The 22,498-nt window shown below is 64.2% G+C and carries 22 protein-coding genes; 14 read left to right on the top strand and 8 right to left on the bottom strand.

From position 1 onward, the window contains the following. The first annotated feature begins 90 nt into the window (after positions 1–90). The 8 genes from urtA to HWE01_RS13605 all read left to right on the top strand — a co-directional run bounded on the left by urtA (position 91) and on the right by HWE01_RS13605 (position 7,780). Positions 91–1,347 carry an urea ABC transporter substrate-binding protein gene (urtA, locus tag HWE01_RS13640; RefSeq protein ID WP_008329498.1) on the top strand — a complete coding sequence of 419 codons (1,257 nt, stop codon included), beginning with the start codon at positions 91–93 and terminating at the stop codon, positions 1,345–1,347. 118 nt (positions 1,348–1,465) lie between these two features. Further along, a complete protein-coding gene (gene urtB / locus HWE01_RS13635) occupies positions 1,466–2,383 on the top strand; it encodes an urea ABC transporter permease subunit UrtB (RefSeq protein ID WP_008329495.1) in 918 nt (305 codons plus the stop codon). 43 nt (positions 2,384–2,426) lie between these two features. Then, positions 2,427–3,632, top strand: coding sequence for an urea ABC transporter permease subunit UrtC (gene urtC, locus HWE01_RS13630; protein WP_241822116.1), 1,206 nt, complete (start codon positions 2,427–2,429; stop codon positions 3,630–3,632). After that, positions 3,629–4,396, top strand: coding sequence for an urea ABC transporter ATP-binding protein UrtD (gene urtD / locus HWE01_RS13625; RefSeq protein ID WP_008329490.1), 768 nt, complete (start codon positions 3,629–3,631; stop codon positions 4,394–4,396). The genes urtC and urtD overlap by 4 nt, the downstream gene beginning before the upstream one ends. Before the next feature lie 25 nt (positions 4,397–4,421). Continuing rightward, positions 4,422–5,111 (top strand): urea ABC transporter ATP-binding subunit UrtE, encoded by a 690-nt coding sequence (gene urtE, locus HWE01_RS13620; protein ID WP_008329487.1) that lies wholly within the window; start codon positions 4,422–4,424, stop codon positions 5,109–5,111. Between the two features lie 29 nt (positions 5,112–5,140). Then, complete coding sequence (locus HWE01_RS13615; RefSeq protein ID WP_241822078.1) at positions 5,141–6,172, top strand: aliphatic amidase; 1,032 nt, start codon at positions 5,141–5,143, stop codon at positions 6,170–6,172. A 50-nt stretch (positions 6,173–6,222) separates the two neighbouring features. Further along, entirely contained in the window at positions 6,223–7,401 is a 1,179-nt protein-coding gene (fmdA, locus tag HWE01_RS13610; protein ID WP_241822077.1) for a formamidase, read from the top strand. A gap of 82 nt (positions 7,402–7,483) precedes the next feature. Further along, on the top strand, positions 7,484–7,780 hold the full coding sequence (locus HWE01_RS13605; protein WP_241822076.1) for an FmdB family zinc ribbon protein: 297 nt from the start codon (positions 7,484–7,486) through the stop codon (positions 7,778–7,780). Positions 7,781–7,792: 12 nt separating this feature from the next. On the opposite strand, the gene HWE01_RS13600 is transcribed toward HWE01_RS13605, so the two are convergent. Continuing rightward, positions 7,793–8,665, bottom strand: coding sequence for an HDOD domain-containing protein (locus tag HWE01_RS13600; protein ID WP_175343891.1), 873 nt, complete (start codon positions 8,663–8,665; stop codon positions 7,793–7,795). Between the two features lie 139 nt (positions 8,666–8,804). Between HWE01_RS13600 and HWE01_RS13595 the strand changes: the two genes are divergently transcribed. Further along, the gene (locus HWE01_RS13595; RefSeq protein WP_175343892.1) at positions 8,805–11,159 is read left to right on the top strand and encodes a DUF3141 domain-containing protein; all 2,355 of its coding nucleotides are present in this window, start codon (positions 8,805–8,807) and stop codon (positions 11,157–11,159) included. Between the two features lie 24 nt (positions 11,160–11,183). Here the strand turns inward: HWE01_RS13595 and HWE01_RS13590 are convergent, their stop codons facing one another. From HWE01_RS13590 to phnX, 5 genes are all read right to left on the bottom strand, one after another. Further along, positions 11,184–11,729: a glycerol-3-phosphate responsive antiterminator gene (locus tag HWE01_RS13590; protein WP_008329474.1), complete on the bottom strand. Its 546-nt coding sequence runs from the start codon at positions 11,727–11,729 to the stop codon at positions 11,184–11,186. Positions 11,730–11,903: 174 nt separating this feature from the next. Beyond that, positions 11,904–13,430: an FGGY family carbohydrate kinase gene (locus HWE01_RS13585; RefSeq protein WP_241822075.1), complete on the bottom strand. Its 1,527-nt coding sequence runs from the start codon at positions 13,428–13,430 to the stop codon at positions 11,904–11,906. Beyond that, on the bottom strand, positions 13,417–14,598 hold the full coding sequence (locus tag HWE01_RS13580; RefSeq protein ID WP_241822115.1) for an MFS transporter: 1,182 nt from the start codon (positions 14,596–14,598) through the stop codon (positions 13,417–13,419). The genes HWE01_RS13585 and HWE01_RS13580 overlap by 14 nt, the downstream gene beginning before the upstream one ends. Further along, a complete protein-coding gene (locus tag HWE01_RS13575; protein WP_241822117.1) occupies positions 14,526–14,888 on the bottom strand; it encodes a hypothetical protein in 363 nt (120 codons plus the stop codon). The genes HWE01_RS13580 and HWE01_RS13575 overlap by 73 nt, the downstream gene beginning before the upstream one ends. Before the next feature lie 177 nt (positions 14,889–15,065). Next, complete coding sequence (gene phnX, locus HWE01_RS13570) at positions 15,066–15,893, bottom strand: phosphonoacetaldehyde hydrolase (protein WP_008329468.1); 828 nt, start codon at positions 15,891–15,893, stop codon at positions 15,066–15,068. 158 nt (positions 15,894–16,051) lie between these two features. Here phnX and HWE01_RS13565 point away from each other — a divergent pair, with 158 nt between their 5' ends. The 4 genes from HWE01_RS13565 to HWE01_RS13550 all read left to right on the top strand — a co-directional run bounded on the left by HWE01_RS13565 (position 16,052) and on the right by HWE01_RS13550 (position 18,204). Further along, the gene (locus tag HWE01_RS13565) at positions 16,052–16,912 is read left to right on the top strand and encodes a LysR substrate-binding domain-containing protein (RefSeq protein WP_008329467.1); all 861 of its coding nucleotides are present in this window, start codon (positions 16,052–16,054) and stop codon (positions 16,910–16,912) included. 73 nt (positions 16,913–16,985) lie between these two features. Then, positions 16,986–17,288, top strand: coding sequence for a Dabb family protein (locus HWE01_RS13560; RefSeq protein ID WP_008329455.1), 303 nt, complete (start codon positions 16,986–16,988; stop codon positions 17,286–17,288). A 7-nt stretch (positions 17,289–17,295) separates the two neighbouring features. Continuing rightward, entirely contained in the window at positions 17,296–17,730 is a 435-nt protein-coding gene (locus HWE01_RS13555) for a PaaI family thioesterase (protein WP_008329454.1), read from the top strand. Positions 17,731–17,772: 42 nt separating this feature from the next. Further along, positions 17,773–18,204: a GNAT family N-acetyltransferase gene (locus HWE01_RS13550; protein ID WP_241822074.1), complete on the top strand. Its 432-nt coding sequence runs from the start codon at positions 17,773–17,775 to the stop codon at positions 18,202–18,204. 13 nt (positions 18,205–18,217) lie between these two features. Here the strand turns inward: HWE01_RS13550 and HWE01_RS13545 are convergent, their stop codons facing one another. After that, positions 18,218–19,804: a methyl-accepting chemotaxis protein gene (locus tag HWE01_RS13545; protein ID WP_008329452.1), complete on the bottom strand. Its 1,587-nt coding sequence runs from the start codon at positions 19,802–19,804 to the stop codon at positions 18,218–18,220. A 310-nt stretch (positions 19,805–20,114) separates the two neighbouring features. Between HWE01_RS13545 and HWE01_RS13540 the strand changes: the two genes are divergently transcribed. Then, entirely contained in the window at positions 20,115–21,440 is a 1,326-nt protein-coding gene (locus HWE01_RS13540; RefSeq protein WP_008329451.1) for a dicarboxylate/amino acid:cation symporter, read from the top strand. An 89-nt stretch (positions 21,441–21,529) separates the two neighbouring features. On the opposite strand, the gene HWE01_RS13535 is transcribed toward HWE01_RS13540, so the two are convergent. Beyond that, positions 21,530–22,441 (bottom strand): LysR family transcriptional regulator, encoded by a 912-nt coding sequence (locus HWE01_RS13535; RefSeq protein ID WP_008329450.1) that lies wholly within the window; start codon positions 22,439–22,441, stop codon positions 21,530–21,532. Positions 22,442–22,498: the final 57 nt, after the last annotated feature.

The raw sequence follows: 22,498 nt of genomic DNA, 5'->3' as shown, positions 1-22,498 counted from the left end.
AGTACCTCGCCGGGGCCTTCGTTTCATCGCCTGCATGACGCCACGATGGCCCAGACCGAGTCCAACAACAACGCCCGAAAGGAGTACCGCATGTCGCATTCCTCGTCTTCCAATCCTCCCTCGTTCCCGCGCCGCAAGATCTTGATGGGCCTGGCCGCCGGGGCGGCAGCAGCGGCCCTGCCGGGCATGGCCTCGGCCCAGCAGTATCCGACCGCCAAGGTCAACACCACCAAGCTGGCCATCACCGATACCGAAGTGACCGTCGGTCAGTTGCACTCGGCCACCGGCACCATGGCCATCAGCGAGACCGGTTCGATCCAGGCTGAACGCCTGGCGATTGACCAGATCAACGCGATGGGCGGCATCCTTGGCCGCAAGATCAAGATCATCCAGGAAGACGGTGCCAGCGACTGGCCGACCTTCGCCGAGAAGGCCAAGAAGCTGCTGGAGAACGACCGTGTGGCGGCTGTCTTCGGCTGCTGGACCTCGGCCTCGCGCAAGGCGGTGCTGCCGGTGTTCGAGAAGGACAACGGCCTGCTGTATTACCCGACCTTCTACGAAGGCCTGGAGCAATCCAAGAACGTGTTCTATACCGGGCAGGAGGCGACACAACAGGTGCTGGCCGGCCTGAACTGGGTGGCCAAGGAAAAGAAGGCCAAGACCTTCTTCCTGGTCGGCTCCGACTACATCTGGCCGCGCACCTCCAACAAGATCGCCCGCAAGCACATCGAGAACGTGCTCAAGGGCTCGGTGGTGGGCGAGGAGTACTACCCGCTGGGCAACACCCAGTTCGGTTCTCTCATCAACAAGATCAAGCTGAAGAAGCCGGACGTGATCTTCGCCGACGTGGTCGGTGGGTCCAACGTCGCCTTCTACAAGCAGTTGAAAGCGGCAGGTGTGACCGCCAAGACCCAGAACCTGCTGACCATCTCGGTGACCGAGGATGAAATGCTGGGCATCGGTGGCGAGAACGTGGAAGGCTTCTTCGCCTCGATGAAATATTTCCAGAGCCTGGACAACCCCAACAACAAGAAATTCGTGGCCGAGTTCAAGGCCAAGTTCGGTGCCAATTCGGTCATCGGCGACGTTACCCAGGCCGCCTATCTCGGTCCCTGGCTGTGGAAGGCGGCGGTGGAAAAGGCCGGCAGCTTTGATGTCGACAAGGTGGTGGCCGCTTCGCCCGGTATCGAACTCAAGACCGCGCCGGAAGGCTACGTCAAGGTCCACGAAAACCATCACCTGTGGAGCAAGACCCGCATCGGCGAAGCGCAGAAGGATGGCCAGTTCAAGGTGGTCTACGAGTCCGAGCTGATCGAGCCGAATCCTTTCCCGAAGGGCTATCAGTAAGGCGTATCGGCTGGTCAGGGACCAGCCCCTCGTGCAGCAAAGCGGCGGCGTCTGTTGTGACATGCGGGCGCTGCCGCCCCTTCGTCCTCTCTCCAACTCTGCCCCGTCGGGAGTCATCATGGTTTCTCTATCCGAATTTGGCGCCATCTTCGCCATGCAGGGCTTCAACGGCCTCTCGGTCTTCTGTGTGCTGCTGTTGATGGCATTGGGCCTGGCCATCATCTTCGGGCAGATGGGGGTGATCAACATGGCCCACGGTGAATTCCTCACCATCGGTGCCTACATCACCTACCTGCTGTCGCACCTGACCACGACCTATGCACCGGCCTTGCAGCCGTTCTATTTCTTTGCGGCCATCGTCCTGTCCTTTGTGGTGGCGTATGGCATCGGTTATCTCACCGAATTGTTGCTCATCAGTCGCCTCTACAAGCGTCCGCTCGATACGCTCCTGGCCACCTGGGGTCTGTCACTGGCGATGCAGCAGACCTTCCGGTCCATCTTCGGCGCCAAGGAAGTCAGCGCTACCTTGCCGGACTGGCTCATGGGTTCCTTCAAGCCCACCGATGCCATCGACATTCCCTTGAACGGTCTCTTCATGATGGGCCTGACGGTCTTGCTGACCGGCGCCATCTTCGTGCTGCTGTTCCGTTCGCGCTGGGGTCTGCAGGTACGGGCCACGATGCAGAACCGGGTCATGAGCGGGGCGGTGGGCATCAACACCCGCAAGGTGGACCGTACCACCTTTGCGCTCGGCTGCGGGGTGGCCGGGGTGGCGGGTGCGGCCTTCACGACCATCGGCTCCACCGGTCCGACCAGCGGTTCGCTCTACATCGTCGATACCTTCCTGGTGGTGGTCTTCGGTGGCGCGCAAAGCCTGATCGGCACCATCGCCTCGGCCTTCTCGATTGCCCAGACCCAATCCACGGCGGAGTTCTTCCTGACCGGTTCCATGGCCAAGGTGCTGACCTTGTCGGCGGTGATCCTGATCCTGATGTTGCGGCCGCAAGGACTGTTCTCGGCCAAGGTGCGCAAGTGATGAAGAGCCTCTACCGATCCCACAACATGAGCGAGGTCCGATGATGAATGCAGCCTATGAAAAACTGTTGGGTGGGCGCTCCGGTGCGCTCGGCCTGCTGGTCATGGCGGTGTTGCTGCTGCTGGTGTTTCCGCTGACGATGGACATGTTCCGTCTCAACCTGGTCGGCAAATATCTTTCCTATGCCTTCGTGGCGGTGGGCCTGGTGCTGTGCTGGGGCTATGGCGGCATCCTGAGCCTGGGGCAGGGCGTGTTCTTCGGCCTGGGTGGCTACTGCATGGCCATGTTCCTCAAGCTCGAAGCCTCCGACCCCATCAGCACCAAGATCCAGTCCACGCCGGGCATTCCCGACTTCATGGACTGGAACCAGATCACCGCCTTGCCGGCCATGTGGGAGCCTTTCCACAGCTTTGCCTTCACGATCCTTGCGGTGCTGGCGGTGCCGACCGTGCTGGCCATGCTGATCGGCATGGCGATGTTCAAGCGCCGCGTGGGGGACGTGTATTTCTCCATCGTCACGCAAGCCATTGCGGCCATCCTGTCCATCCTCATCATCGGCCAGCAGGGCTTGACCGGGGGTGTCAACGGCATCACCGACCTGCGCACCCTGATGGGCTGGGATATCCGCACCGACCACGCCAAGCTGGTGCTGTATTTCGTCAATGCAGGACTGCTGTTCGGCTGCATCCTGTTCGGCCGTTACATCCTCGGTTCCAAGCTGGGCCGCCTGCTGGTGGCCATGCGCGACAAGGAAGAACGGGTGCGCTTTTCGGGCTATGACGTGGCCAGCTTCAAGGTCTTCGTGTTCTGCGTGGCGGCCATGTCCTCGGCCATCGGCGGGGCCATGTTCACCTTGCAGGTGGGCTTCATGTCGCCGTCCTTCGTGGGCATCGTGCCCTCCATCGAAATGGTGATCTTCGCTGCGGTGGGAGGGCGCATGTCGCTGCTGGGTGCGGTGTATGGAACGCTGCTGGTGAACTTTGGCAAGACCTACTTCTCCGAAACCTTCCCCGAGCTGTGGCTGTTCCTGATGGGCGGTCTCTTCATCGCGGTGGTGATGTATTTCCCCAATGGTCTCGCTGGTCTGTGGCAGACCCAGGGCAAGCGCCTGATGGGCAGGCTGCGTGGTGAACCCAAGCCGGTGTCGCCGACTGCGCCCGAACCGGTCAAGACTGCGGCCCGTCCGGCCAACCCTGAAACCAAGCGCGACGGCATCGAGCCGGGCGCCACCCTGGAGGCCAGCAAATGAGCGAGAACCCCATCGGTTTCGAATCGGATGCCCATCCGGTCCTGGCCATCGAAGACCTGACCGTGTCCTTCGACGGTTTCAAGGCCGTGGACAAGCTCAATCTCTACGTGCAGCGCAATGAAGTACGCGTGGTGATCGGCCCCAATGGCGCAGGCAAGACTACGGTGCTGGACCTGATCTGCGGCAAGACTCGCGCCACCTCCGGCAGCATCAAGTTCAACAACCATGAACTGACCAGGATGAGCGAGCACGCCATCGTGCGCGTGGGGGTAGGGCGCAAGTTCCAGACCCCCTCCATCTACGAAAACCTTTCGGTGTTCGAGAACCTGGAAATGTCCTTCCCGCGTGGCCGCAAGGTGTTCGGTGCGCTGACCTTCAAGCGTTCGCCGGATGTGGTGGCGCGGGTGGAGGCGGTGGCTGCCGACATCTTTTTGGAAGAGCAACTGCACACCCAGGCTGACCTGCTCTCGCACGGGCAGAAGCAGTGGCTGGAGATCGGCATGCTGCTGATGCAGGAACCGGAGTTGCTGATGCTGGACGAACCGGTGGCCGGCATGAGCGTGTCCGAACGCGAAAAGACCGCCGAGCTGCTGGGCCGCATCAGTCAGGGCCGTTCGGTGGTGGTGATCGAGCACGACATGGATTTCGTCAAGAGCATCGCGCACAAGGTCACCGTGCTGCACCAGGGGAAAATCCTGGCCGAAGGCAGCATGGAGAAGGTGCAGTCCGATCCCAAGGTGATCGATGTCTATCTCGGTCACTGAACGCCTATCACCCTCGGAGCCTGCCATGTTCAAAGTCTCGCAACTCGCTTCCGGCTACGGCCAGAGCAAGGTCATCCACGACGTCGATCTGTCGGTGGCCAAGGAAGAAATCGTCGCCGTCATGGGCCGCAACGGCATGGGCAAGACCACGCTGTTCAAGACCCTGATGGGCATCCTGCCGCTGCGCGGCGGCAGCATCAGCATCGACGGCGTGGAACTGGGTGGTCTGGAAAGCCACCAGCGCGTCGAGCGCGGCGTGGCCTACGTGCCGCAGGGGCGCATGATCTTTTCGCATATGACTGTGCTGGAAAACATCCAGACCGGCTTGCCCGCCTCGGCCAAGGGCAAGGTGCCCGACGAACTGTATTCGCTGTTCCCGGTGCTCTATGACATGCGCACCCGCAAGGGCGGCAATCTCTCCGGTGGCCAGCAGCAGCAACTGGCCATTGCGCGCGCACTGGCGACCAATCCTCGCGTGCTGCTGCTGGATGAACCCACCGAGGGCATCCAGCCATCCATCATCAAGGACATCGCCAGGAGCCTCAAGGAAATCCGCAAGATACGCGCGCTCACCATCGTGGTCTCGGAGCAGGTGCTGAGCTTCACGCTGGAGATTGCCGATCGTTTCCTGGTCATCGACAAGGGCCGCTTCGTCTACGAAGACACGCGCGAGAACGTCGATGCGCCCACCATCAGCAAGTATCTGTCGGTCTGATCTGACCGTCTTTTCAGAGGAGCAAGCCCATGCGACATGGAGACATTTCAAGTAGCCGCGACGCCGTCGGCGTGGCCGTGGTGAACTACAAGATGCCGCGCCTGCATACACGCGCAGAGGTGCTGGAGAACGCCAGGAAGATCGCCGCCATGCTGGTCGGCATGAAGCAGGGATTGCCGGGGCTGGACCTGGTGGTGTTTCCCGAGTATTCCACCCACGGCATCATGTATGACCGTGAAGAAATGTTCGAAACCGCCGCCACCATCCCCGGTGACGAGACCGCCATCTTTTCCGAAGCCTGCCGCATCGCCGGTGTGTGGGGCGTGTTCTCGCTGACCGGCGAGCGCCATGAAGAGCATCCGCGCAAGGTCCCTTACAACACGCTGATCCTCATCAACGACCAGGGCGAGATCGTGCAGAAGTATCGCAAGATCATGCCGTGGACGCCCATCGAGGGCTGGTATCCGGGCGATACCACCTATGTCTGCGACGGCCCCAAGGGCCTCAAGATCAGCCTCATCATCTGCGACGACGGCAACTATCCGGAGATCTGGCGCGACTGCGCCATGAAGGGCGCGGAACTGGTGGTGCGCTGCCAGGGCTACATGTATCCGGCCAAGGAACAGCAGATCATGGTCTCCAAGGCCATGGCCTGGATGAACAACCTGTACGTGGCCGTGGCCAATGCCTCCGGTTTCGATGGCGTCTATTCCTACTTCGGCCATTCGGCCATCGTCGGTTTCGATGGCCGCACGCTGGGCGAGTGTGGTACCGAGGAAATGGGCATCCAGTATGCCGAACTGTCGGTCTCGGCCATCCGCGATGCGCGCCGCCACTGGCAGTCGCAGAACCACCTCTACAAGCTGCTGCATCGCGGCTACACCGGCAAGATCAATTCGGGCGAATCGCCGGCGGGCGTGGCCGAGTGTCCCTTCGACTTCTATCGCACCTGGGTCAATGATCCGCAGGCGGCGCGCGCCCAGGTCGAGGCGCTGACCCGCAACAGTGCCGGCACGCCCGAATGTCCGATGCCGGGGATTCCCACCGAGCCGGCGGCCTGAGGCCCACGGTCCCAAGGTCGCCATCACACACCCACCACCAAGGAGATCGCATGCAGCACTTCAAGATCAAGCCCGGCGTCCCGCTGGCAGAGCAGGCCGAACTGGGCCATAACCGCTGGCATCCCGACCTGCCGTTCCTGGCCTCGGTCAAGCCGGGCGAATCCATCATGATCGAGTCGCTGGACTTCCTCGACGCGCAGATCCAGGACACCGATGACGTCTCCGACGTCAAGAACGTCGACCTGACCCGCGCCCATCCGCTGACCGGTCCCTTCCACGTCGAAGGCGCCGAGCCGGGTGACCTGCTGGTGATTGACCTGCTGGACATCAAGCCGGTGACACCCGTCGGTTTTTCGGGCGTGTTCGCCAAGGAAAACGGTGGCGGCTTCCTGGCCGATTATTTCCCCGAAGCCGACAAGGCCATCTGGGATCTGAAGGGCTTGTATGCCACCTCGCGCCACATCCCCGGCGTGCGCATCGCCGGCCTGACGCACCCGGGCCTGATGGGTTGCCTGCCCTCGCATGACTTGCTGGCCGAGTGGAACCGCCGCGAAGCGCCGCTGGCCGCCAAGGGCCTGGCGCAGCCGCCCAACCCCAGCACGGCGGTGCTGCGCGGCTTGACCGGCGCCAAGTTCGAGGAGATGGCCAAGGTTGCTGCCCGCACCGTGCCACCGCGCGAGCATGGCGGCAATACCGACATCAAGGATCTGTCGGCGGGTACCCGCATCTTCTTCCCGGTGTACGTGAAGGGGGCCGGCTTCTCGATGGGGGACCTGCACTTCTCGCAGGGTGATGGCGAGATCGGCTTCTGCGGCGCCATCGAGATGGATGGCGTGAGCCACGTCGGCTTCGATCTCATCAAGGGCGGCATGGCCAAGTACAACATCACCTCGCCCATCTTCATGCCCAGCATCGTCAAGCCGCATTACGAGCAGTGGCTGACCTTTGAAGGCATCAGCGTGGAAAACGGTGTGAACTACTACCTCGATGCCACCGTGGCCTATCGCCAGGCTTGCCTCAAGGCCATCGACTACCTGACCCACTTCGGCTACACCGGCAGCCAGGCCTACATGCTGCTGACCGCCGCACCGGTGGAAGGGCGCATCGGCGGCATCGTCGACATTCCCAACTGCGCCTGTACGGTGGCATTGCCGACCTCGATCTTCGATCAGGACATCACCCCCAAGGGCATGCTCAACGACAAATCCTATTGGGGCCGCAAAGCGTAGCGATCAACGCAGTGACGTGTGTGTTCCCGGCCGGGCGCAGGCCTGGTCGGGTTTTTTGTCGCAGATTCTTGAGGAGGACAACATGCCTTTGTACGACATCCGCTGCAGCCATTGCGAAGGCATCTTCGAACGGCTCATTTCCCTGCAGGGCCTGCATGGGCAGACCACCTGTCCTTACTGCAAGCAGGAGACCGCAGCCTCGCCCATGCCCACGGGTGGCCATGTGGGATTGCAGGTCAAGTATCGCTGGCAGCCGCGCAATGGCGCCGAGCAACTGGCCGGGCAGGGCGCGACCGGGCCCGGCACGCATGCGGGCGCAGGGCGCAGCAGCGTACTGCACAACTGCAAGGGACACAGCTGCAGCATCTGTGCGACCTGATACGGACCAGGCCTATTCCAGCATGGCGTCCAGCCCTGCTGCCAGTTCGGTAAGCGAAGGCATGGCGCGCTCGGCCTTGTCGGCGGCGTGCTTGACCAGCACGGGCATCCACGCCGGATCCACGCCCAGTTTCTTGGCCACGGCAATCGGATAGGTGGCCAGCGCGGCCTCGTCATCGAGCGACAGCACGTTCACGCGCGCAGCCCATGCGCCCAGGTGGACCCAGGCAGCGGCGCGATCGAGGCGGCTGGCGGCCAGCGGATCGGGCACCGAACGCAGGGCGGTCACCAGTGCATCCGGGAAGTGCCAGATCGCCGCCAGTTCGGCCGAGACGTCGGCGTAATCGAAGCCCCAGGTCTGATTTTCCCGTGCGGCACGGTCGGCATCGAGTACATTGCACTGCTTGTCCAGCGAGGCGACGGTAGCAGCAGCGACCGCATGCAGTTGCAACTGGCCGATGCCGTGCATCATGCCGACCGTGAAGACGGCGTCGCCATTGTCCTCGCCGTTGATCCCGGCGTGCATGGCCAGCCAGCGCGCCGCCACCGCGGTATGGAGCGTATGGCGCCAGAACTGCGGCAGGTCCATGCCGCGCGTGCTCTTGAAGGCGGCCACCATGCCATTGCCCAGCACCAGGTTGCGCACCATGATGAAACCCAGCATGCGCAGCGCATCGTCGACCGTACCGATGGTGCGCGAAGCATGAAAGAACGCTGAATTGGCCAGCCGCAATACCTTGGCCGTCAGTGCCGGGTCCGCCGCGATCTGCTGGGCGATCTCGTGGGCGGAGACTTCCTCGCTGTCGAAGCTGGCCATCAATTGCTGGACCACCTTGGGGATGGTCGGCAGTTTGCCAGGCTGGTCCACCAGGCTCTTGAGCTCCATGAAAGTTCCTCCGTGCAATGGTTTTCAGGGGATTTCATCCCCAATTCCGGGAATTGCGGTTCCATTGTCGCAGAGATCGGACGATTTGCTGACGATCTGCATCAGTATGATGGATGTCTCACTTGACCGGAGTGCACCCATGGCAAGCCGCAAGACCCCCGATTCCCCCGCCCTCGACCATCCGGCTGCCCCCGCTGCGGCCTGGAACGACGTGCCGCTGTATGTGCAGGATTGCGTACAGCGCAGTTTCCTGTTCCTCGATACCTTGCTCGACCGTGGCAATGACTATCTGCAACATCTGGAACAGGGTACGCCACCGCTGCTGAAGTTCGAGCATGAGCTGGTACTGGACGGCCACGACCTGCCGCAACCCTGCAACTACGCGCTGTTGCGCCTGCAGCCGCCGCCCGGGCTGGCGGTCGATGCGCAGGCGCGGCCGGTGGTGGTGGTCGATCCGCGCGCCGGGCATGGTCCCGGCATCGGCGGTTTCAAGTTCGATTCCGAAGTGGGCATGGCGATGAAGGCGGGACATACGGTCTATTTCGTCACTTTCCGTCCCGAGCCGGAAGATGGACAGACGCTGGTGACGGTGATGGACGCCGAGGCGATGTTCCTGGAAGAGGTGATTCGTCGCCATCCGCAATGCCCGGCCAAGCCGGTGGTGATCGGCAACTGCCAGGCCGGCTGGGCCATGATGACGCTGGACGCAGTCCGGCCCGAACTGTTCGGCCCGCTGATGATGGTCGGGGCGCCGGCGTCCTACTGGGCCGGCAGCTCCACGCTCAATCCCATGCGCTACAGCGGCGCCACCCTTGGCGGGACCTGGCTGGCTTCGCTGGCGGCCGACCTCGGGGCGGATCGTTTCGATGGCGCCTGCCTGGTGGAGAATTTCGAGAAGCTCAATCCGGCCAATACCTTCTGGAGCAAGTACTACAACCTGTGGGCCGGGGTCGACCAGGAGGCGCCACGCTTCCTGGAGTTCGAACGCTGGTGGGGCGGTTTCTTCCGCATGACCGGTGCCGAGATCGAAGCCATCACCGAGAACCTGTTCGTGGGCAACAAGCTGGCGCGCGGCGAGCTGGAGGTCAGAGGCCGTTCAGTGAATCTGCGCGACATTACTGCGCCCATCGTGGTCTTCGCCTCCTGGGGCGACAACATCACGCCGCCGCCGCAGGCGCTGAACTGGATCATCGATGTCTGGGGCGACGAGCGCGCCATCGCCGCCGCCGGACGCACCATCATCTACGTGCTGCATGAAAGCGTGGGGCATCTGGGCATTTTCGTGGGCGGTTCGGTGGCGCTCAAGGAGCACGACCAGTTGGTCAGCTCGCTGGACGTGATCGAGAGCCTGCCGCCGGGCCTCTACGAAATGAAGCTGGAGCGCAAGGATGGCCGTCCCAGCCAGCGCTGGGATGCGCTGGAGCCAGGCGACTATACGGTGCATTACCAGCACCGCACCATGGAGGACCTGCGCAAGCTCAATCCGGAAGGACGCGAGGAAGAGTCGATCTTCTCGACCATCAGCCAGTGGTCACAGATCAATGCGCAGTGGTACAAGACCTGGATGCGGCCCTGGGTGCGCATGACGGCCACGCGCGAGAGCGCCAGCGCGCTCATGCGCATGAATCCCCTGCGCATGCAGCGGCAACTGTTCTCGGACACGCATCCGGCGGCAGCCTTCATTCGCCAGCAGGCCGCGGCCGCCCGCGCCCAGCGGGTGCAACTCGACCCGGATCATCCGCTGAAGCAATACGAGCGCCGCATGGCGCAGAAGATCACCGACGAACTCAATGCCTGGCGCGACCAGCGGGATGCCCGTACCGTGCGCATGACGCGCCAGCTGTTCGGCCCGACCGGCCTGGGGGCCTGGCTGCCGCCGCACGAGCCCGACGCCGACGTGGCCCAGCGCTGGGCGCAGCAGGAGCTGGGGCGCTACCGTGAGAGTGTCATCGACCAGATTGCCGAGGGCAGTTTTGCCCAGGCGGTATGCCGCATCGTCATAGCCGGCATGGTCTCCATTGGTGCGTTCGAGCGGCGCAGCCTGCGTCTGGCGCGGCTGCTGGCGCAATTGCCGAACATGCACGCCAGCGTTTCGCCGCAGACCAACTGGGTGCAATTGCTCAAGGAGCAGGCGCGCATCACGGCGGTGGCACCGGTGGAGGCGCTCAATGCGCTGGGGCAGATGCTGCCCGATACCGCCTCGCGCGAGCGTGCGCTGGCGCTGGCGGCGGCGGTGATGATGATCGAGCCGACGCTGGCCAATCCGCGCTCGGAAATCATCGAGCTGCTCATGGGTACGCTCGACGTCGATCCCGATCGCGTGATCGCGCTGGCGCGCAAGCTCACCAAGGCCATCGGCGAAGACGGCGGCGATGCGGCACCCACGCGCAAGCGTAGCGCGCGCAAGCCAGTCGTGGCGGCGCCGACGGCCAAGCCGGCCGCTACGAAGAAAAAGGCGACCGGGCCGACCAGGTCGCGTCGGCGCACTGCATAGCCGCTGCATACGCCCGCCACTTGCTCACGGCGCGCTGATCGCGCCGGTCGGCAGGTTCCACAAGCGCTGCTCGCTGCTGGACAGGGCCACCGCCCCGGCCGCCAGCGCCGCACGCGCATCGTCTTCATTGCAGACGAAGCCAGATGCCACGATGGGCGGCAGCACGGCCCGGTCGGCCTGCTGCAGTTGCGTGAGCATAGGCGCCGGCATCAATTGCACCAGGTTGGGTTCGCTCTGTTCCAGTGCCTTCAGGCTGCGTGGCCAGGTGGTGCGATCGGTGACGAACACCTTCTGCATGGTGATCATGCCGGCACGGTTGGCGCGCACCAGCGTGGCCACCCGGGTCGAGACCAGCGCCGGGACGCCGATGGCGACCAGGTAATCGATGGCAGCCTTGTCCTGGGCCAGCCCTTCACAGGTGTCCACATTGAGCAGGGGGAATTTGCCGGCCGCCTTGAAGCTGGCAATGACCGCCTGCAACTCGCGCAATTCCACATGCGCCATGATGCCGACTTCGGCGGCGCTGTCGAGGAAGGCGGTCAGATGCTGCATACCATAGATGGCCGCCATGACCGGCTGGCGCCGCAGCCTGGCTTGCAGTGACCGATCATCGGTGGCGGGCGTGGCAGGGATTGGCGAGGGGTCTGAACGTGTGGAGACACGAGGGGGAGGGGTGGGAGAGCGCATGCGGGGTTCCAGAGTGAAAAAAGAGAAATGAAAACAGCAGGGAAAAGGGCAGTGCCGCTAGTACGCGTTTTGCTGGCGGACGTGCTCCAGCTCGGCGTACAGGCGTGCCTGCCACAGACTGCGACGGCGGCTGCGCTCGGCGGCGTCGATACGCGGTTGGAAGACGGCTTGCAGCCGGGTGCGGGCGCAGGCTAGCGGCAGATCGTCCCACAACAGGCCGTGGCTGCCCGCCAGGTAGGCAATGCCGCGCAGGCTGGCGTGGGCGCTCTGATGCGTGCGACAGGTCGGCACGCCCGAGAGGTCAGCCTGCAGTTGCAGCAGCAGATCGCTGCCGGCCAGGGTGCCGCCACTCATCATCTGCGTGACCGGCAATCCGGCCTGGTCGGCATTGGCGCTGAGGCTGGCGGCCACGGTCTGGGCGATGCCTTCCACCAGCGCATGCGCGATGTCGGCACGGCTGGTGGCCAGCGACAAGCCTTGCAGGGCGGCCCGCGCGGCGCTGTGACGCAGCGGCGCCTGTACCCCGGCCAGGGCCGGGATGAAACTGACACCACCTGACGAACTCACGCTGGCCGCCAGGGCCAGCAGGCAGCGTGCATTGGGGAACCAGTGCTGGCGCTGGCAGGCCCAGTTCAGGGCGGCACCGGTAGTGGCGCAGTAGCTTTCCAGTGCGAAGTGCGAGACATGGTCGCGACGGCGGGCAGTGACTACGACGCCGCTGCCGTCGCTCTGGCTTGCACCGCCCAGCGCGGCGCGGGTACCGATCAGCACATCGATGAAGCTGCCGGTGCCGTGCTGGCACAGTGCCTGGCCCGCCTCCAGGCAGCCCAGTCCGATCGCGGCGGCCAGCTGGTCACCGGCGCAGGCGCGGATGGGCAGCGCCACGCCGGTGAGGCCGGCGTCGCTGCTGCCGTAGTCGTCGGCATCCTGATACAGCGCCGGCAAGAGCGCGACGGGGAAGCCCAGCGCCTCCAGCCAGTCCAGCGCATAGGCATGGCGATCCAGCACATAGGCGTTGCAGGCCGTGGCATTGGTGGCGCTGGTGGCCAGCAGGCGTCGCCCGCTCAACTGCCAGAGCAGCCAGGTATCGATGCTGCCGAAGCCCAGTCTTCCCCGCTCCCAGGCGCGTGCCACGCGCGGGTGGCTGCGCAGCAGCTGTGCCGCCCACAGATAGGGCGAGCGGCTGCCCGTCGGGCGTCCCAGGTGCAAGCGCAGGCAAGGGTCCCAGCGCGGGGCCAGGGCCGCCAGGTCGGCGGCATGGCGGCTGTCCTGCCAGGCCAGTACCGGCACCAGCGGTTCGCCGCTGACGGTATCCCACAACACGGCGCTGGCGCGCTGGGTGCTCAGGCCGATGGCGCGCACCTGCAATCCCTTCTGGTCAGCTTGCTGCAGGGTGGCGCGACATACGGCCAGGGTGCGCTGCCAGATCTGGTCGGCATCCTGTTCGACCACGCCGCTGCGGGGTGAATGCGTGGTCAGCGCACGCCGCTGCAGGCAGGAGACCAGGCCATCTGCCGTGACCACTGCGGCGCGCGTGCTGGAGGTGCCGGCATCGATGGCGAGGATGCCGTCACGGCCTTTCATGGCGTCTTCTGTCGGTACGCGCGGGTGGCGTCATGGCGACGTCGGGTGTCGTCATTGCTTCGAGATCGGGATGGAATCCTGATCGTTGCGGATCCCAGCGTATCAGGCAGCAGGCCAGTGCCGCCAGCAGCGCCAGGGCGGCAACCAGCAGCAGGCAAGCGGCCGTGCCCAGGGCGGACTGCAGCAGCGGAAAGAGAAACAGGGCCAGCGTTGCTGACGCTCCTCCCAGGCTGCCCATCACGCCATTGGCACGCGCGCGCAGTTCGCTGGGAAACGAGAGCGACGACAGGCTCTTGCCGTTGGCGCCCGGACCGGCCGCGTGATACAGCAGGAACAGCGAAGGGAGCAGCAGGGCCTGCCATCCCGCGAGCTGCCGCCAGGACCCGGCCAGCACCAGCAGGACCAGGCAGCACATCGCAAAGCCCCAGGCCGCCGCCTGTCTCAGGCCCAGTCGACGCGCCAGGGCGGGCGCCAGCAGGCCTCCCGCGAGGCCGCATACGTTGAAGACCAGCACGCCCAGGGCGGCCTGGGAGAAATCCTCGCCAAAGAGCTCCATGCCCAGCACCGGCAAGTACCAGCCGATGGCGAAGTATTGCACCGCCTGGCCGATCTGCACGCTGGCGGCCAGCATGATGCGGGCACGGTAGGGGCGACGCAGCAGCGAGCGCAGACCCGGATCCGAGCGACGTGGCATGCCTGCCAGACCGAAGCCGGGGGCGTCCGGTGGGTGCAGCAGGGCCTCGGGGATCTGGAAGGATTGGCCGGGATAGAGCCGTTCCAGCGTGTCGGACAGTGCCTGCCAGCGCTGGCGGCGGGCCAGCCAGCAGGGGCTTTCCACCAGCAGCAGCATTTGCAGGTTCAGCAGCAACAGCGCGGCGGCGGCGGTGAAGGCGAGCGGGTAGCGCCACAGGCTGTCGCCGACCTCCCATTGCTCTACCGCCAGTGTCAGCAGCAGGTTGCTGCACACGGCCAGATACCACAGGGCTTGCCACAGGTTCAGGCGATGGCGCAGTCGTTGCGGCGTCAGTTCGGCCAGCATGGCCATGGCGACGGCAAAATCCAGGCCAAAGGCCAGACCGGCGATGACGCGTCCGGTCACGAGGGTTCCGAACTCTTCGCCGAAGGCGACCAGCAGGGCCGCCGCCAGGACCAGCAACTTGGCTGCCAGAAGCGGGCGGACCCGGCCCCAGCGGTCGGCCAGCCAGCCCCCAGGGGATTGGCCAGCAGGGCGGAGAATGCCGCCGAGGACGCCAGCAGGGCGACCTCGGACGGCCCCAGGCCGAGCTGGCGGATCATCGGCGCCAGGCCGACGCTGAGGGCGGAGTGCGAAAGGGCCTCGAGGAACAGGCCGCCCAGCAGCAGCCACCACACCAGGCCGGCGTGGCCAGAGAGGGCGGAACGGGAATCGATGAAGGCGACGACATCGTCAATGCCGCGCAGGGGGACTGCGGTGTGCACAGGGCTCTCCTGATGTTGTCTGTAAGAGGCCGTGGCAAACTGCGCGCGTGGTGAGACCATCTTACAGATGGTCTCTTGTATGAATTATCTGCCGGGCAATTCTATGAGTCCGGCGCCGGGCTTGTCAACGACCGTGAAAGCCGTTGCAACGGCCCGTCCGGTCTGCCCGCGCTGACTTCAGGGACGCTCGCCCATGGCCAAGCGCGAGCGCACGTGGGCGACGATCTGCGGCAGGTCGGCCACCGAGTCGATCACGTAGTGGGCGCCCGCGGCACGCAGGCGTTGTTCGGCTTCCTCCTTGCGGCGGGCGGCTTCTTCGGTTGGTAGCGCTTGCAGTTGCGCGCGTGTCAGTCCGACTTCATTACCCGAAAGAGAGACGCCTACGCTCCACATCCCGGCGCGCAAGCCTTCCTCGATGCCGGGCACGGTGTCGTCGACCTTGATGCAGCCGGCCACGTCGTCGATCTGCAGCGCCAGCATGTTGGCCAGGGCCATGTAGGGGCCGGGGCGGCCACCGGCCGGCAGTTCATCGCCGGCCACCACGTGGTCGGGGCGGATGCCTTCGGCCGCCGCCATGGGCAGCAGCACGTCCAGTACCTGGCGCGGATAGCCGGAGCAGGAGCCGATCTTGAGGCCCTGGCCGCGCAGCCAGGCCAGCACCTGCGCAGCGCCCGCGATGGGCTGCGAATACTGGCCGACCTTGGCGATCTGCATCGGCATGAAGTGGGCATAGATGGCGTCAATGTCGGCCTGAGTGGGCGCATGGCCGGTGCGCTGCCGCCACTGCGCCGCCAGTGACGGATCTTCCAGCAGCAGGCGGATATGCTGCCACTTGGACAAGCCCATGGGTCCGCGTGCCTGTTGCAGGCTCAGTTCGATGCCAAAGCTGTGGAAGGCGTCCACGAAGATCTGGGTGGGGGCCAGGGAGCCGAAATCGACCAGCGTACCGGCCCAGTCGAAGATGACGGCTTGCAGGGGGCGGCCGGGGCCGGAGGCGGATTGCATGGATTCTCCTTGGAGGTGTGCTGAGGCAGGGAAGGGACGGCGTGGGCCCGCCCGAAGGGCGGCAAGCTGGATGGGAAGAGAGCTTAACGAGACTTTGTGACGCCGCTGTTATCGATATAATCCCGGAAATTGGATAAAGCTATTGACTGGATCTATAGATGACCCCTTCGCAACTACGCGCTTTCCTGGCGGTGGCGCGCCATCGCGGTTTTTCTGCCGCCGCGCGTGCCCTGGGCGTGAGCCAGCCCACCCTGACGACCCAGGTGCAATCGCTGGAGCGAGAACACAACGTGGAGCTGTTCTTCCGCCGGGGCCGTCGGGTGGATCTGTCGGAGACGGCACAGCGCTTGCTGCCCATCGCCCAGAACATCGCCGAACTGGAACTGGATGCGCTGAACCTGCTGGTCAATTCGGGGGCGCTGCACGTGGGTCATCTGCGCATCGGTGCGGTCGGGCCGTTCCACGTCATCGAGATGGTGGATGCCTATCGTGCCCGCTATCCCAAGGTGGAACTGTCGATCAAGCTGGGCAATTCGGCGCAGTCGCTGGCGGACCTGGCCAATTACGTGACGGACGTGGCGGTGCTGGCCAGCTTCAATGACGATGCGCGCTTTCATGCGGTGCCCTACGCCGACCATGCGGTGGTGCTGTTCGCCCACCGCAGCCATCCGTTCTACCAGCGCACTGCGGTTTCGCTGGCCGAGCTGGAGCAGCAGCCGCTGATCATGCGGGAACAGGGGTCGACCACGCGGCTGGCGCTGGAGCAGGCCTTGCAACAGGCTGGCGTGCGTGTGCAGGTGGTGATGGAAATCGGCAGTCGTGAAGCCTTGCGCGAGGCCGTGGCGCGGGGCCTGGGCCTGGGGGCGGTGTCGGAGGCGGAGTTCATTGCAGATGAACGTTTCCGCATGGTGCGCATCGAGGGCGATCCGGTGACCACGCATACCTATGTGTATTGCCTGGCTGAACGCCGTGAAGGGCGGCTGGTGGGTTCCTTCATGAAGATCGCCCGACGATCCTGAGGCGCCCGGCACTGAGCACGGGGCTTTGGCTTATCATTACGGATTGTTCATTTTCTGACCAGGAAGAGCTATCGTGATCAAGCATATCGTCATGTGGAAACTGAAGGACCATGCAGAAGGCGCCGACAAGGCCACCAACCTGCGCAAGATGAAGCAATTGCTGGACAGCTGCGCCAACGTGGTTCCCGGCATCCTGAAGTTCGAGGCCGTGCTGGCACAACCTGGCCTGGAAGCTACCTATGACGTGGTGCTCTACTCCGAATTCGCTTCGCGCGAGGCGCTGGATGCCTACCAGGAGCATCCCGACCACGTGGCCATCAAACCTTTCATCGGTGCCGTACGCGAAGCGCGCCAGTGCATGGATTACGAAATCTGAGGCAGGCATGAGTCTGCCCATCACCGAGGTGTTCCCGCAGGGGAATCCCTATCTGGAAGCCCTGGGCGTGGAGGTGCTGGAATACGGCAATGACCGCGCCGTCATGGCACTGCGGCTCAAGCCCGAATTCATGAACAGCTGGCATGTGGCCCAGGGCGGCATCAGCATGACCCTGCTGGACGTGGCCATGGGCTTGTCGGCCCGGGCCGGCGCGCCTGATGCCAAGTCCTCGGCGACCGTCGAGATGAGTACCAGCTTCCTGCAGCCCGCCGGCCGTGCCGGCGAGACCCTCATTGCGCGCGGCCATACTTACCACCGCTCGACCACCATGTGCTTCTGCCAGGCCGAACTGTTCAATGGCGACCGCCTGGTGGCCAAGGCCATGGGCACCTTCAAGCTGATTCGCCGCCTGGACATCTCGCGCAAGCTGGATCACGAGTGAGTGCACGAGCTTATCCCTTTTCTTTTTCGCAGGAAATCCACCATGGAAATCATCACCGGCAGCTGGGAGCAGCTGCGTGCGCAGGCCCAGCCTATCCGTTTCGAGGTCTTCGTCGATGAACAGAAGGTGCCGGCCGAGATCGAGCTTGATGACATGGACCCGCATTGCGTGCATGCCGTCGCCTATGACGCCGCCGGCCAGCCCCTGGCCACCGGTCGTCTGCTGCCCGATGGCCACATCGGTCGCATGGCCGTGCGCAAGGCCGGACGTGGACAGGGCGTGGGCGGCGCGGTGCTGCAGGCGCTGATGGCGGCTGCCCGTGCGCGCGGCGATGCGGAAGTGATCCTCAATGCCCAGCTGCATGCCGAGGGCTTCTACCAGCGCTACGGCTTTGTCCGCGAGGGAGAACCATTCGTGGAAGCCGGCATTGCCCACATCACCATGCGCGCCCGACTGCCAGGCACGGGTACCTGAGTTGCTCGCTTCTTCAGGCTGACCGGGGGAGTGGTGGCGCGCTCTGCCGCTGTTGGGCCAGTCTGAAGTAACACAGCTGGGCGTTCAGTTCGCGCGCCCGTTCGGCCACCGCTTCGGCGGTGCAGGCCAGTTCCTCGGAGGCAGCGGCGTTGCGCTGGGTGGTGTCATTGAGTTGGATCACGGCCGAGCCGATCTCCTGCACGCCTTCCTCCTGCATGCGCGCCGACAGCGTGATCTGGTTGATCTGCTGCGAGGCGTCGCGGATTCCCTGCAAGGTGCCAGCGGCCAGACGCTGGCTGGTCGCCTCGGCCAATTCCACGCTTTGCTGGGCAATCGCGCTGATCTCCTGTGCGCTGTACTGGCTGCGCTCGGCCAGCTTGCGGATTTCCGCTGCCACCACTGAAAAGCCGCGCCCGTGTTCACCGGCCCGTGCCGCCTCGATGGCTGCGTTGAGGGCCAGCAGATTGGTCTGATAGGCAATGTCGTCGATGACCCCGACCTGGCGCGCAATGCCGCGCATGGCAGCCACCGTGCTCTGCACTGCCGCGCCGCTCTGGTCGGCATCGGCAGCCGCTTTCAGGGCAATCTGGTCGGTGCGGCGCGCGTGTTCGCCGGTCTGGCCGATGGCCTGGCTGATGTTGCTGATGGCGCTGTGCACTTCTTCCACGGCGGCGGCCTGCTCGCTGGAGGCGTTGGCCAGGTCTTGTGCGGTGGCGTTGAGCTGGCGGGTGGAGTGATCCAGGGCGTGGGTCAGCTCAGTGACACTGCGCATGATCTCGGTGAGCCGTTCGCGCATGCCGTGCATGGCGTGGAGCAGGCTGCTGCGGTCGCGGCGGCGCAGGGTCACGGCGACGCCGAGATTGCCCTCGGCGATCTGGCGCACGATATCGGCGGCGTAATCCGGCTCGCCGCCCAGTTGGCGACGCAGGCTGAAGATGATCCAGAGCGCAATGGCGATGCCGATGGTCAGCGCCAGACCCGCAATCTGCAGGTTGTGGCTGCGCAGTTGCCGGTAATCCTGGTGTGCCGCTTCATAGGAGCTGCGCGTAAAGCTTTCCTGCAACTGGCCCAGCGTGGCCAGCTGGCTCGCCAGGCCGGCCAGTTGGCCGGTCAGCTGCGTCCACCGCCGATTGGCCTGCAGCGGTTCGTTGCTGCGCAGCAGATCCAGCACCTGGGCGCGGTCGGCGACGTAACGCCGCCAGTTCTGCTCGAAGCGCGCCGCCTCGGTCTGTTCCTGCGGCTCCAGTCGGGTCGCCCGGTAGGCCTGCCAGCCTTGCTCGAAGGTGGCATCCAGGGCGGGAATGCGGTCCAGCAAGGGCTTGATGCGCTCGCTGCTGCTGCTGTTGCTGTCTTCACCAGTCGGAGCGGGCAGGTTGGCCAGCATCAGGGCGCGACCCATGACGTCGCGGTTCAGGTAGAGCGCGTCGCGTACCCGGGCGATATGGATCAGCGCCATGGTGCGATCTTCATAAACGTAGCGCAGCTTGTCATTGCTTGCGGCCATGCCCTGCATGTCACGCCAGGCCAGCAGGACCACGCTGCCGCACAGTACCGCCACCAGGATGGCCAGGCGCGCGGTGACCGTCAGTTTTGCTTGCACGATGTTTTCCTTATGAGTGCCGACTGCCCCCGGAAAAAGAGAGTTCCGTTCAGTCCGGCACAGAATATAGCGAAGATTGTTGCTTTGCAGAATGAAGAATAAAGCATTTTGCATGCCTCTTTAGTGAAGCTATGTGGTTTCCCACAATACCCGCCCGGAAATGACTGCGCGATACTTGCGGCCGCACCGGGGAGGGGGAGTTCTCCCGGACCAACAACAAGCACCCGCCAGAACGGACGACGATCCGACCACGGCAGGCGGCAGGTCTCTGCAGGCCCGCTGGTCATCCATGTTTCAAGGAGAAAGCACTATGTCGGCGCCAAAACCGCCCCTTTACAAGTCCCTGTATTTCCAGGTCCTGTGCGCCATCGTGATCGGTATCGCGCTGGGCCATTTCTATCCGTCCACGGGTGAAGCCATGAAGCCGCTGGGCGATGGTTTCGTCAAGTTGATCAAGATGATCATCGCGCCGGTCATCTTCTGTACGGTCGTCATCGGTATCGCCGGCATGGAAGACATGAAGAAGGTCGGCAAGACCGGTGGCCTGGCCCTGCTGTATTTCGAAGTCGTCAGTACCGTGGCACTGCTCATCGGCCTGTTGCTGGTGAACTTCCTGCAACCGGGTGTGGGCATGAATGTCGATCCGGCGTCGCTCGATACCAAGAGCATCGCGGCCTACACTGCGCCCGGCAAGCTGGGTTCGGTCACGGACTTCGTGCTCAGCATCATCCCCAGCAGCATGTTCGACGCCTTTGCCAAGGGTGACGTGCTGCAGGTGTTGCTGGTGGCGGTGCTGTTCGGCTTCGCTCTGCACAAATTCGGTGGCCGCGGCACGCTGGTGTTCGACTTCATCGAGAAGATCTCGCACGTGCTGTTCTCGGTGGTGGGCGCGATCATGAAGGTGGCCCCGATCGGCGCCTTCGGTGCGATGTCCTTCACCATCGGCAAGTACGGTGTGGGTTCGCTGTTCTCGCTGGCCAAGCTGATGGGCACCTTCTATCTGACCTGTCTGCTGTTCATCTTCGTGGTCTTGGGTATCATCACGCGCCTGCACGGCTTCTCGATCTGGAAGTTCGTCAAGTACATCAAGGAAGAACTGCTGATCGTGCTGGGCACCTCGTCCTCGGAATCGGTGCTGCCGCGCATGCTGGCCAAGATGGAAAATGCCGGGGCCAAGAAGACCGTGGTGGGTCTGGTGATCCCGACGGGTTACTCCTTCAACCTGGACGGCACCGCGATCTACCTGACCATGGCGGCCGTGTTCATCGCCCAGGCGACCAACACGCCCATGACCTTCGTGCAGGAGCTCACGCTTCTGGGCGTGCTGTTGCTGACGTCCAAGGGGGCCGCGGGCATCACGGGTTCGGGCTTCATCGTGCTGGCAGCGACGCTGTCGGCGGTGGGCCACGTGCCGGTGGCCGGCCTGGCGCTGATCCTGGGCATTGACCGCTTCATGTCCGAAGCCCGTGCGCTGACCAACACCATCGGCAACGGCGTGGCCACCCTGGTGGTGGCCAAGTGGAGCGGCGAACTGGATAGCGCACGCCTGACCAAGGTCCTCAACAACGAGACCGTGGAAGACGCGCAGGCACCGGAAGCGGTGCTGGATCGTACGGAAGCGAAGATGCACCATTAAGCAGCGGCGGGCCTTGTGCCCGCAGCACCGGCTTGACTGATCGGCCCCATCCTCACGTCGTGTTCGGCGTGGCGGCGGGGCCGAAGTCTTTACGGCCGCACTGCCTGCATCAGAAAATCGACAAACGCCCGTACCCGCGCCGACAGGTGCCGGTTGTGCGGATACAGGATGGAAAAGCGCCGGGTGCGATGCCCGGCCGACTGCAGTACTTCCACCAGTTCGCCGCGCTGGACCGCTGCCTGCGCGATGAAGTGGTAGATCTGGAACAATCCCCCGCCCGCCATGGCCCAGTTGACGCAGCCCAGCACGTCGTCATGGATGCGCTGGCGGCTCCGGAAATGAAAATCCATGTCGCGCCCCTGGGCATCCTTGAAGATCCATGGCATGGCGCGCCCGGTACTGGGCAGGATGAACTGGATGCAGTCATGCTGCTTGAGCGCTTCCACGCTGTCGGGCCGACCGCGCCGCGCGAGATAATCGGGCGCAGCAAAGACCCCCAGCGTGGCCTCTTCCAGGGTATGGGCGATCAGCCGTGAATCCTGTGGCACACCCAGCCGGATCGCGAGGTCATATCCCTCTTCGACGAAATCGATGACGCGGTTGGCAATGCTCAATTCCACTTCGATCTGCGGATACGCCGCCTGGAAACGCGGCAACAAGGGCAGCAGCCGATAGTGCGCGTAAGGGCTGCCCACACTGATGCGCAAGGGGCCGCTGGGCACTTTCTGCTGGCCGGTGAGGATGCGTTCGGCCTGGGCGATCTGTTCCAGGGCCTGGCGGCATTGTTCGTGATACAGCTCGCCCTCGCGCGTGAGCCGGATCTGGCGCGTGGTCCGGGCAAACAGACGCACGCCCAGTCGCGCTTCCAGCCGGCTGATGGAGCGGCTCACCGACGCCGGTGTCAGCCCCAGTGCCTCGGCAGCCGCCGTGAAGCTGCCCAGTTCGGCAGCCTTGCAGAACAGTTCGATGCTGCCTAGCTGGACGGGATCAAAACTGCGCATTTGTTCAATGATGTAATGAATGAATTGATGGTTGCCTAGTTTATCTTCGATAACTAC

This window comes from Herbaspirillum sp. C7C8 (assembly GCF_022627875.1).
In the GTDB taxonomy this organism is placed as follows: Bacteria; Pseudomonadota; Gammaproteobacteria; order Burkholderiales; family Burkholderiaceae_D; genus Herbaspirillum.
This window is presented reverse-complemented; position numbering and strand designations above follow the sequence as displayed.

Excerpts from the sequence above, each read along its gene's own strand:
- HWE01_RS13565 (WP_008329467.1), top strand. The coding sequence starts at position 16,052 with ATGACCCCTTCGCAACTACGCGCTTTCCTGGCGGTGGCGCGCCATCGC.
- fmdA (WP_241822077.1), top strand. The coding sequence starts at position 6,223 with ATGCAGCACTTCAAGATCAAGCCCGGCGTCCCGCTGGCAGAGCAGGCC.
- HWE01_RS13550 (WP_241822074.1), top strand. The coding sequence starts at position 17,773 with ATGGAAATCATCACCGGCAGCTGGGAGCAGCTGCGTGCGCAGGCCCAG.
- HWE01_RS13615 (WP_241822078.1), top strand. The coding sequence starts at position 5,141 with ATGCGACATGGAGACATTTCAAGTAGCCGCGACGCCGTCGGCGTGGCC.
- urtD (WP_008329490.1), top strand. The coding sequence starts at position 3,629 with ATGAGCGAGAACCCCATCGGTTTCGAATCGGATGCCCATCCGGTCCTG.
- urtB (WP_008329495.1), top strand. The coding sequence starts at position 1,466 with ATGGTTTCTCTATCCGAATTTGGCGCCATCTTCGCCATGCAGGGCTTC.
- HWE01_RS13595 (WP_175343892.1), top strand. The coding sequence starts at position 8,805 with ATGGCAAGCCGCAAGACCCCCGATTCCCCCGCCCTCGACCATCCGGCT.
- urtA (WP_008329498.1), top strand. The coding sequence starts at position 91 with ATGTCGCATTCCTCGTCTTCCAATCCTCCCTCGTTCCCGCGCCGCAAG.
- HWE01_RS13555 (WP_008329454.1), top strand. The coding sequence starts at position 17,296 with ATGAGTCTGCCCATCACCGAGGTGTTCCCGCAGGGGAATCCCTATCTG.
- HWE01_RS13600 (WP_175343891.1), bottom strand. The coding sequence starts at position 8,665 with ATGGAGCTCAAGAGCCTGGTGGACCAGCCTGGCAAACTGCCGACCATC.
- HWE01_RS13535 (WP_008329450.1), bottom strand. The coding sequence starts at position 22,441 with ATGCGCAGTTTTGATCCCGTCCAGCTAGGCAGCATCGAACTGTTCTGC.
- HWE01_RS13605 (WP_241822076.1), top strand. The coding sequence starts at position 7,484 with ATGCCTTTGTACGACATCCGCTGCAGCCATTGCGAAGGCATCTTCGAA.
- urtE (WP_008329487.1), top strand. The coding sequence starts at position 4,422 with ATGTTCAAAGTCTCGCAACTCGCTTCCGGCTACGGCCAGAGCAAGGTC.
- HWE01_RS13585 (WP_241822075.1), bottom strand. The coding sequence starts at position 13,430 with ATGAAAGGCCGTGACGGCATCCTCGCCATCGATGCCGGCACCTCCAGC.
- HWE01_RS13590 (WP_008329474.1), bottom strand. The coding sequence starts at position 11,729 with ATGGCGGCCATCTATGGTATGCAGCATCTGACCGCCTTCCTCGACAGC.
- urtC (WP_241822116.1), top strand. The coding sequence starts at position 2,427 with ATGAATGCAGCCTATGAAAAACTGTTGGGTGGGCGCTCCGGTGCGCTC.
- phnX (WP_008329468.1), bottom strand. The coding sequence starts at position 15,893 with ATGCAATCCGCCTCCGGCCCCGGCCGCCCCCTGCAAGCCGTCATCTTC.
- HWE01_RS13540 (WP_008329451.1), top strand. The coding sequence starts at position 20,115 with ATGTCGGCGCCAAAACCGCCCCTTTACAAGTCCCTGTATTTCCAGGTC.